This is a genomic window from Spirochaetae bacterium HGW-Spirochaetae-1 (assembly GCA_002839375.1).
Taxonomy (GTDB): domain Bacteria; phylum Spirochaetota; class UBA4802; order UBA4802; family UBA5550; genus PGXY01.
The window spans coordinates 547,489-556,027 of the sequence record PGXY01000004.1 but is presented as its reverse complement, the minus strand read 5'-3'; the positions used below and the strand labels follow the sequence as shown (position 1 = coordinate 556,027).

Here is an 8,539-nt window from a genome sequence, read left to right as displayed (position 1 = left end):
CATACCAAAAAGTTGTTGATTTAATAAATTCTTAAGTGTTACTGTAATTTATGTTTTAATTGCAACGTCGGGTATGCTCAAACGTTATATGAAATCAAAGCGCACAACAGGTTGCAAATTGGTATATATTCTTTTGACAATAATTTTAATATCTAATAATGGAACATTACATTATGAATGATTTATCCTCATTAAAAAGAATATTTGCTAATAGTACTCTTACTCTAATATTCATTTTTTTTGTAATTTGGTCGTTTTTATGGATACCAATAAGCTTGCTATTCGAGCAAAATCATCATATGATTATTTTTTCAGGAATGTTAGCACCTATATCAGGTTTCTTTCTAATTTTTTCTGATAATTTTATCAATATATTATGTTCATGGAATAGCAATGGTTTTAGACAAGAATTATTGCCATTTTTTATTTATTGGGGAGTATTATTATTTGCATTGATAAATATTCATAGATATAAGAAGAGATTAAAAAGTAATTCAAAATAATTTATTACTTTAGTATTTGTGCGCTTTGACTTCATATAACTGAGCATACCCGCTCGCTCACTACCGTTCGCTCGGGCTTCGCCACATTGCCCTCTCTCCTTACCGAAAAGTTGTTGATTAAATAAATTCCAAAGTGTTAATGTACTTATTGTCTAAATTGCAACGTCGGGTATGCTCTGACGTTATAGGCAACTAATTTTTAGAATAATTAGCTAATAAAAATATGATACAAGTTAAAAATGAATTCTTTTCCCCAAGATTTTGTGCCTTTTTTGACATCTTAGGTTTTAAGTTTTTTTTAAAAGATCAAGGACCATTATTTTTAGCTAATGTACTTGAGAAAATTCTTAATGAAAATTATAAATATCATTCACCAGAATGGAACCTCGATGGGGTAGTAATTTTAAATACACTTGTTGAATATATAGTTTTTTCTGATTCAATTGTGTTACTATCTAGAAAGAATTCTCTACCGAATGATTTTTATTTAGCCTGCAATCAATTGTTTAGTTTTTTTATTTGGGAAAAAATCCCACTACGCGGAGGAATTTCATTTGGTAATATTTATTACAATAATTATAAAAATATTCTAATAGGGCAGCCAGTAATTGATGCATACAATGTTGAAGGTAATCAAAAATGGATTGGTTGCTCATTTCATAAGTCATGTTTTGAATATGATAATACTTTGAAACATCCATTATCACATTCTATCCACTATTTCCCTTATAAAATCCCAGTAAAAGGAAATAGAGTTGGTACAGTTAATATTGCGTTAGCAGGTTGGGCTCGAGATAAAAATATTTTGTCTAGATTGAAAGATTTGAAACGTTTTAGTCCAATAGATTCACATTTATACTATCAAAACACTATTGACTTTGTCAAATTAACGACTAATTATAAAAAAAGTGCTAGATATATGTTAGATAATGGATATTTATATGACACAGAATGTTAACAAATTATAACATAGTTTAAAAATTAGCTGCATATAACACAGCATATAAGCTCGTCGCTATCGCTCCTCGGCCTTCGGCACATTTGCCTCCGCAAAGCTCCGGCAAACGTCTTATATGCTCGAACGTTATGCGCAATAACAACAAATCTTTCGGCCGAGCGTCCTGCCCGGCTTTTTAAGAATATTTTTTTACTTGACGCATAGTCATTTATTGACTACTATTGCTTATGTACAAACTAATATTGAGAAAAAGCGTACTAAAAAGCATCGAGAAAATGCCTAAAAAAGTGCAAGAAAAAATGAATCTCCTTGTGAAAGATTTACGTGATAAAGGACCTTTCCGCTCAGAATGGCCAAATTATTGCAAATTAGATGATGATCAACATCATTGTCATTTGTCATATAAATGGGTTGCTTGTTGGAAATATGAAAAAAATACAATAATTATAGAGGTATATTATGCAGGCTCACGTGAAAACGCCCCATATTAAAATTGATATTAAAGGTGATATTCATCCTAAAATTCTTTCTGTATTAAAAGAATTATATGGGAAGAAAGTAAAATTTATTAAAGATAAAGATGATGAATATGTAAATATTCTTGAGACTGATTGGTATAAAAAAATTAATTCTGAAATGACGCCTGGGAAAATTATGAAAATTTATCGTGAAATTCATAAGATAACCCAAGAGGATTTAGGAAAGAAAATGGGTGGCATTTCTAAACAAAATATTTCACATATGGAGAGAGGTATTAGATCGATTAGTAAATCAAATGCCAAGGTGTTATCAAAAATATTTAACGTACCGGTCGATCGTTTTATTTAATATTTATCTTTATAAAATATTTTTCTCTGCCTTCGACCATCCGTGGTCTCAGGCAGAATTAACTTTTTCTAATTGTTGTCACTGCGAATAACTGAGCATACTCGCTCACTACCGTTCGCTCGGCCTGCGGCACATTGTCCCCACTCCAAACCGAAAAGTTGTTGCTTAAATAAATTATAAATAGTTATGATGTTGATTGTGGCCACAACAACGTCGGGTATGCTCAAACGTTAGGCGAAAGATTTTGCCGCCCTATTTCATTCGCACATACTTACTCAATAATAAATCTCACAAAATTATTCTTGACAATACATCTTATATGATGTATATTGAATTATGTCAAAGTGGAATATTATTTATTATGAAGCTGCAGATGGGAAATGCCCGGTAGAAGAATTTATCGATTCAAGAAATATTAATAATAAAGCCAAAATATTTAGCATGTTTACTCTTCTTGAAGAAAGAGGACCAAATCTACCAAGACCTTATGCAGATCTTTTAAAAGACGGAATACACGAATTAAGAATTAAATTATCTGGCGATCAAATTAGAATTCTCTACTTTTTCTGTTATAAAGAATTTATCATACTTACTCATTCTTTTAGCAAGAAAACAGATAAAGTCCCAGAAGCAGAAATTAAAAAGGCAATTAATTATAGAGAAGATTTCTTAAATAGAATTACAGAGTCCCAGTTACGGGAGGCCAACAATGAAAACATTTAAAAAGCATTTAGAAAAAGAATTAAAAGACAATAATTTTAAAAAGAAATATGAAGAAGAAAATGAGTTATTGGAAATTTCTTTAAAAATCCTGGAAGAAAGGAATAAGCTTGGCTTAACCCAAAAAGAACTGGCAGCAAAAGCTAATATAACTCAGCAACAATTATCAAAAGTAGAGAATGGAATCAATTGTAATATGGCTACCTTCTTGAAGGTATGCAATGCTTTGGACATTAAATTAGGGTTAAAAAAGGCAAGAGTTTAGTTTTTGTGTAAGCGGCAAATTCCTGGCCTTGCCCGGGAAAACCGGACACTCAGTTAAGCTTATAACCGATAATAAGTTTAATGGAGTTGTCAATGAATACAAGAAGAAAATACGACAAGCAGTTTAAAATAGATGCGGTTACCATGGTATCCACAGGGAACAAGACAGCATCAGAAATAGCCAGGGACCTGGGTATTCGTCCTGACCTAGTATCCCGCTGGAAGAGAGAGTTAGAAGAGGAAAGCAAGACGGCATTTACTGGTCAGGGAAATCCCCGGGATGAAGAGATTGCCCGTTTGAAGAAAGAGAATGCTGAACTGAAGATGGAAAGGGATATCCTAAAAAAGGCAATGGCCATTTTCTCCAAACCCGAGAAATGAAATATACGTTCATGAAAAATAATAGCATGATTTTCCCGGTAAAGAAAATGGCCCAGATGTTTCAGGTTTCTCCAAGCAGCTATTATGCCTGGCTGAAAAGAAAGCCAAGCGCTCATGAGTTTCGAGATGCTGAATTGGTGTTGGCAATAAAGCGAACCTTTTCAAAATATCGTGAGAGATACGGCAGTCCCAGGATATACAAGTATCTCCGTGGCAGTAGATATAGCTGCGCCAGGAGCCGTGTTGCCCGTTTAATGCGTGAAAGTGGGCTTGTAGCACGCCATAAAAGGCGATTCAAGGTTACAACTGACTCAAAACATGACCATCCCATCTCGCCCAATCTGGTGGATCGGAATTTTTCTGTAGACTCCGTTAATACATACTGGGTAAGCGATATAACCTATATTGCAACTGTGGAAGGATGGCTTTATCTCTGTACGGTTATCGATTTATTTTCCAGGAAGGTCGTGGGCTGGTCAATGGCTTCCCACATGAGGGCCGAGCTTGCTATTGATGCCTTAGATATGGCGGTCAAACACCGGAATCCTCACAAAGGACTGATCTTTCATTCTGACTGTGGGATACAGTATGCTTCAATAGCTTTCAGAGAGAAACTGGAAAGTTATAAAATGATTCAGAGTATGAGTCGTAAGGGCAATTGCTGGGACAATGCTCCGGCTGAAAGTTTTTTCTCAACATTAAAAATGGAAGAAGTGTATCTGAGAAAATATCAATCAAGGGAGGAGGCGCGGCAATCTATATTTGAGTATATTGAGGTGTTTTATAATAGGCAAAGAAGTCATTCTTTTCTTGACTATATGAGTCCGGCAAAGTATGAGGAGCTTAGTTTACTGAAAGTTGCTTAACCCGGTGTCCGGAATATCCGGGCAAGCCCATCCTGCCCGCTTCGATTACTAATAAAATAGTTGACATTATTAACGTTTGGCGTTACTATATATCATGATTAAGTCTTTTAAATGTAAAGAAACAGAGAAAATCTGGAACCAACAATTCTCTAAACATTTTCCTGAAAGCATTCATAAAATTGCTCTTAGAAAATTATTTATGATTCATAGAGCTGGAGAGCTTAGAGATTTATCAATTCCACCTGCTAATAGATTAGAAAAATTAAAAGGTGATCGTAAAAATCAATATAGCATCAGAATTAATGACCAATTTAGGATTTGCTTCTTCTGGGAAGAATCAAATGTCTATGAAGTCGAAATTGTTGATTACCATTAAGGGATAATAATTATGAAAAAAATTAGTAATATACATCCTGGCGAAATATTAAAGGAAGAATTTTTAATACCCTTTAATATATCAGCTTATAGACTTGCAAAAGATACAAATATTCCTCCTACCAGGATTTCTCAGATTATTAAAGGCAAACGTAGTATAACTGCTGATACAGCATTGCGATTTTCAAAATATTTTGGAACAACACCTGATTTCTGGCTTGGATTACAGATGGAATATGATCTGAGAGAAGAGAAATCATTAAAAGAAAAAGAATTAAAAGGGATTAAAACAATAAGAATAGCTCATTCTGCCTGAAAATATTTTACTCGCTTTTCGAGCATCCGTGGTCTCAAAGCGAAGAGAACCATCTTATATAAATGCGGTCAAATCGCACAACAGAGCATACACGGCGCTCATCCTTATCTATTAGAAATCTAACATTATACTTATTATTAAAAAGGAGTTGCAATCCTGAATTAAGGGTTTTAAAGTTTGCTCAATTGGCCTAGCGGCCAACTGCGTGTATGCTCTGACGTTATATGAAATTATCTTCCCCCTTTTACTTCGTAAAACCAGTTTTCCGAATAAATCTTCTCCCGTTCTTTATAATAAAATAATCATGTTTAATCAGATATTCTGCTTGAAAAATAAATCACCTATTATTACATTGTAATTACATTTAGCGAGGTTATAGTATGATTATAAAAATTGTCCCTATTGGCAATTCTAAAGGAATAAGAATTCCTAATTACATCCTACAACAGTTACAAGTCGATAAGCAGATAGAATTAGTTTTTGACGAAACCAAAAGCGAAATTATTTTAAAGCCAATTAAAGAAATAAGGCAAGGATGGAGTGAAGCTTTTAAGAAAATGAATTCCAACAGTGATGACAGCCTAATCATTGATGATTCCATTGATTTAAATGATAACGATTGGGAATGGTAATTGCATGGAAATTTTACAATATCATGTCTACCTTATTAATTTAGATCCTACTGTTGGTCACGAAATTCAAAAAACCAGACCATGCCTTATCATCTCACCTGACGAAATGAATGAAAATATTAAAACCGTTATTATAGCTCCTATGACCACAAAATCCCTTAAATATCCAACACGAGTTCCTGTTACTTTTCAAAATACTAAAGGTTGGATTGTTTTAGATCAGATAAGGACTATAGATCAAAAAAGAATAATTAAGAAATTAGGAAAAATTAATTCTAATACCGTAGCTGAAATTAAAAACGTCATTAAGGAAATGCTTATTGATTAATTTCATCTTAAGGGGACTTCTAAAAACCCCTTATAATATAGTATAAAATAGTTTCTTGATAAGCCTTGATCCATTTTTGAAATAAAAGCTTATCTGTTTTTCAAAACATGGAATCGTTTTCTTCCGATTTACCTGTTATATCCTGCATAATTGAGTAAATCGGCACATGTTATATGTCAAATTTATTAGTCCCACAATTCCGTCATTCCGTTTATGTCCAATTGCACGGCTGTTACTGCCTTTCATGCTGGTTTTTATAAATCCAAATACATGTTCAACCCGTGCTCGGGATTTTGATTTCAATCGATTCTTCTCTTTTTGTTTTTTGCTTAATGGAGCACCGCGGTATCCCTTCTCATGTATTCTATTCCTTATACTCCTGTGTTCCAGTAACTGCTTTACCGGGTCTCCTGAATAGGCGCTGTCTCCATAAAGTTCATGATGAGCATCATCTTTATTCAACAAGTCTCCCAAGACCTGAGAATCATGAATGCTCGCATCTGTCGTCTTATAGGCCCGGATCAGTTTGGTTTTTCTATCTACTTTTATATGGTTCTTGTAACCATAGTGATTGATTCCGTTTTTCTTCGTCCAGCGAGCGTCTGTATCTTTTTGACAATATTTGTGCGGATTATCTTGCCAATCGTCAGGGACCTCTCCCTTTTTTATCTGCTCATTTTCTTCTTTGCTGTTTCTTTGGCGTGGGGCCTCGACAAAACTTGCATCTACAATCGATCCTTTATATGCAATGATTCCATGCTCATCCAGATACCTGTCATATTTCTTGAACAGTTTCTCAATAGCATTCGCCTGCGTGAGATTTTCTCGAAACAGCCATATCGTATTTTGATCAGGAATATCATCACTGATATTTAATCCTAAAAACCTCATAAAGCTCAATCTATCGTTGATCTGATACTCCATCTGCTCATCTGATAAGTTATAAAGTCTCTGTAAAATCAGTATCTTGAACATCATTATATAATCACCAGGCGGTCGGCCGCCTGGACCTTTAGCCTGTTTCTTGAATACTTTTTTTAGTAGAGGACGAAACAGCTCCCAATCTAACATTTCATTTATTACTATAAGAGGATCACCTTTGCTTTCCAGTTTTTCCAATCTGAATTGCTCATCAAATAATCCTCGTTGCTTGTTTTTCTTCATGATTCCCTATTCAATAATTTTATTATTGAATAGTTATAACTGATTATGATAATTTGTCAATTAATCTTGAGTTTTTAGAAGCCCCCTTAAGAAATAGTATTTATTTCGTCATTTTTTTAATTTTTTTGTAGCTTCTATTTCATACCTTTTATTATCTATGTAAAATTGACTTGATGACAGTCACCGTTGCATCGGGCTCAGGCGTCCTTCCTTCGCCCGCCTGGTTGCTTACCGCGCTCCGCCTTCATAAAACACGGCGTGTTGCGCGGCGGCGGTGTACCGCCTTGGCCTACAGCATATTTTGCCTCCGCGGGTACGCTCCGGCAAAACATCGCAAACGCCGCGGACGTTATGCGACATTTTTATTCTCAAGAGGAAGACATTATAAATGGAATTAAATAATATTGAAATTAAAGAATCAGGTGTAAATGACTTTAATAATATTATGGAAGTTGAAGAACTAGCATTTGGCTATGATAAAGAAGCCATATTAACTGCAAGTCTTCTAAAAGACAAAACAGCCAAGCCCATTCTTTCGCTACTTGCATTCGATAATTATGAAGCGATTGGTCATATTTTATTTACAAGAGTATATATTGATGAAATGATAAATCAGCCCCTACTTCATATTCTAGCACCTTTGGCAGTTAAACCTGATTACCAAAAACAAGGAATTGGTGGACTTTTGATCATGGAAGGATTAAAACGGTTGAAAGAAATGGGATCAGAAATGGTTTTTGTTTTAGGTCATATTGAGTATTATCCTAAATTTGGTTTTGTTCCAAATGCTCAAATAAATGGTTTTTCTGCACCATTCCCAATTCCAGAGGAATTTAAAGATGCATGGATGGTTCAATCATTAAATTCAAGAAAACTTTATAATAAAACTGGAAAAATTATATGCGCCAATGAATTGAATAAACCAGAACACTGGAGAGAATAAAATCTGCGCCTAACAAAGCATATAAGCTTCGACGCTTCGCTCCTTGGCCTACGGCACATTTTATCTTCATTTCATTACAGCAAAACGTCTTATATGCTTTAACGTTGTGCGCAATACTGCGCAAACCTTTATAAAATGAGCCGACGTCCATGTCGGCTCATTCCACGCCTGTATTTCTTCTATGTAATAAATATCTTATTGACATTATTATAGTATCTTGTTTTTGTTTTAAAAAATACAGGTTAATGAGGTCTGGGTCCT

General features: G+C 34.3%; 12 protein-coding genes. 11 read left to right on the top strand and 1 reads right to left on the bottom strand.

Annotated elements, in window-relative coordinates; all coding sequences use genetic code 11:
* The first annotated feature begins 726 nt into the window (after positions 1 to 726).
* The 10 genes from CVV44_10315 (at position 727) to CVV44_10270 (ending at position 6,171) form a co-directional block, all read left to right on the top strand.
* Entirely contained in the window at positions 727 to 1,461 is a 735-nt protein-coding gene (locus CVV44_10315) for a hypothetical protein (protein ID PKL39247.1), read from the top strand.
* 227 nt (positions 1,462 to 1,688) lie between these two features.
* Positions 1,689 to 1,952 carry a hypothetical protein gene (locus CVV44_10310; protein ID PKL39246.1) on the top strand — a complete coding sequence of 88 codons (264 nt, stop codon included), beginning with the start codon at positions 1,689 to 1,691 and terminating at the stop codon, positions 1,950 to 1,952.
* A complete protein-coding gene (locus tag CVV44_10305; GenBank protein PKL39245.1) occupies positions 1,921 to 2,289 on the top strand; it encodes an XRE family transcriptional regulator in 369 nt (122 codons plus the stop codon). Before CVV44_10310 ends, CVV44_10305 begins: the two co-directional genes overlap by 32 nt.
* Before the next feature lie 333 nt (positions 2,290 to 2,622).
* Positions 2,623 to 3,012 carry a hypothetical protein gene (locus CVV44_10300; protein ID PKL39244.1) on the top strand — a complete coding sequence of 130 codons (390 nt, stop codon included), beginning with the start codon at positions 2,623 to 2,625 and terminating at the stop codon, positions 3,010 to 3,012.
* Positions 2,999 to 3,274 carry an XRE family transcriptional regulator gene (locus CVV44_10295; protein ID PKL39243.1) on the top strand — a complete coding sequence of 92 codons (276 nt, stop codon included), beginning with the start codon at positions 2,999 to 3,001 and terminating at the stop codon, positions 3,272 to 3,274. Before CVV44_10300 ends, CVV44_10295 begins: the two co-directional genes overlap by 14 nt.
* A gap of 92 nt (positions 3,275 to 3,366) precedes the next feature.
* Positions 3,367 to 4,520, top strand: a protein-coding gene (locus tag CVV44_10290) for an IS3 family transposase (protein ID PKL39242.1) whose coding sequence is annotated in 2 segments (ribosomal slippage) — positions 3,367 to 3,622 and positions 3,622 to 4,520 — 1,155 coding nt in all. Because the reading frame shifts where the segments join, the coding sequence is not laid out codon by codon here.
* A 94-nt stretch (positions 4,521 to 4,614) separates the two neighbouring features.
* Positions 4,615 to 4,896, top strand: a complete 282-nt coding sequence (locus CVV44_10285) for a plasmid maintenance system killer (protein ID PKL39241.1) — start codon at positions 4,615 to 4,617, stop codon at positions 4,894 to 4,896.
* A gap of 12 nt (positions 4,897 to 4,908) precedes the next feature.
* Positions 4,909 to 5,211, top strand: coding sequence for an addiction module antidote protein, HigA family (gene higA / locus CVV44_10280; GenBank protein PKL39240.1), 303 nt, complete (start codon positions 4,909 to 4,911; stop codon positions 5,209 to 5,211).
* Between the two features lie 380 nt (positions 5,212 to 5,591).
* Positions 5,592 to 5,843: an AbrB/MazE/SpoVT family DNA-binding domain-containing protein gene (locus CVV44_10275; GenBank protein ID PKL39239.1), complete on the top strand. Its 252-nt coding sequence runs from the start codon at positions 5,592 to 5,594 to the stop codon at positions 5,841 to 5,843.
* A 4-nt stretch (positions 5,844 to 5,847) separates the two neighbouring features.
* Positions 5,848 to 6,171 (top strand): growth inhibitor PemK, encoded by a 324-nt coding sequence (locus CVV44_10270; GenBank protein ID PKL39238.1) that lies wholly within the window; start codon positions 5,848 to 5,850, stop codon positions 6,169 to 6,171.
* A gap of 135 nt (positions 6,172 to 6,306) precedes the next feature.
* On the opposite strand, the gene CVV44_10265 is transcribed toward CVV44_10270, so the two are convergent.
* A complete protein-coding gene (locus tag CVV44_10265; GenBank protein ID PKL39237.1) occupies positions 6,307 to 7,335 on the bottom strand; it encodes an IS5/IS1182 family transposase in 1,029 nt (342 codons plus the stop codon).
* Between the two features lie 388 nt (positions 7,336 to 7,723).
* Here CVV44_10265 and CVV44_10260 point away from each other — a divergent pair, with 388 nt between their 5' ends.
* Entirely contained in the window at positions 7,724 to 8,278 is a 555-nt protein-coding gene (locus tag CVV44_10260) for an N-acetyltransferase (GenBank protein ID PKL39236.1), read from the top strand.
* Positions 8,279 to 8,539 lie beyond the last annotated feature (261 nt).

What these genes read in the sequence shown, in the direction of transcription:
- CVV44_10315 (PKL39247.1), top strand. Translation starts at nt 727, where the DNA reads ATGATACAAGTTAAAAATGAATTCTTTTCCCCAAGATTTTGTGCCTTT.
- CVV44_10310 (PKL39246.1), top strand. Translation starts at nt 1,689, where the DNA reads ATGTACAAACTAATATTGAGAAAAAGCGTACTAAAAAGCATCGAGAAA.
- CVV44_10305 (PKL39245.1), top strand. Translation starts at nt 1,921, where the DNA reads ATGCAGGCTCACGTGAAAACGCCCCATATTAAAATTGATATTAAAGGT.
- CVV44_10295 (PKL39243.1), top strand. Translation starts at nt 2,999, where the DNA reads ATGAAAACATTTAAAAAGCATTTAGAAAAAGAATTAAAAGACAATAAT.
- CVV44_10285 (PKL39241.1), top strand. Translation starts at nt 4,615, where the DNA reads ATGATTAAGTCTTTTAAATGTAAAGAAACAGAGAAAATCTGGAACCAA.
- higA (PKL39240.1), top strand. Translation starts at nt 4,909, where the DNA reads ATGAAAAAAATTAGTAATATACATCCTGGCGAAATATTAAAGGAAGAA.
- CVV44_10275 (PKL39239.1), top strand. Translation starts at nt 5,592, where the DNA reads ATGATTATAAAAATTGTCCCTATTGGCAATTCTAAAGGAATAAGAATT.
- CVV44_10270 (PKL39238.1), top strand. Translation starts at nt 5,848, where the DNA reads ATGGAAATTTTACAATATCATGTCTACCTTATTAATTTAGATCCTACT.
- CVV44_10265 (PKL39237.1), bottom strand. Translation starts at nt 7,335, where the DNA reads ATGAAGAAAAACAAGCAACGAGGATTATTTGATGAGCAATTCAGATTG.
- CVV44_10260 (PKL39236.1), top strand. Translation starts at nt 7,724, where the DNA reads ATGGAATTAAATAATATTGAAATTAAAGAATCAGGTGTAAATGACTTT.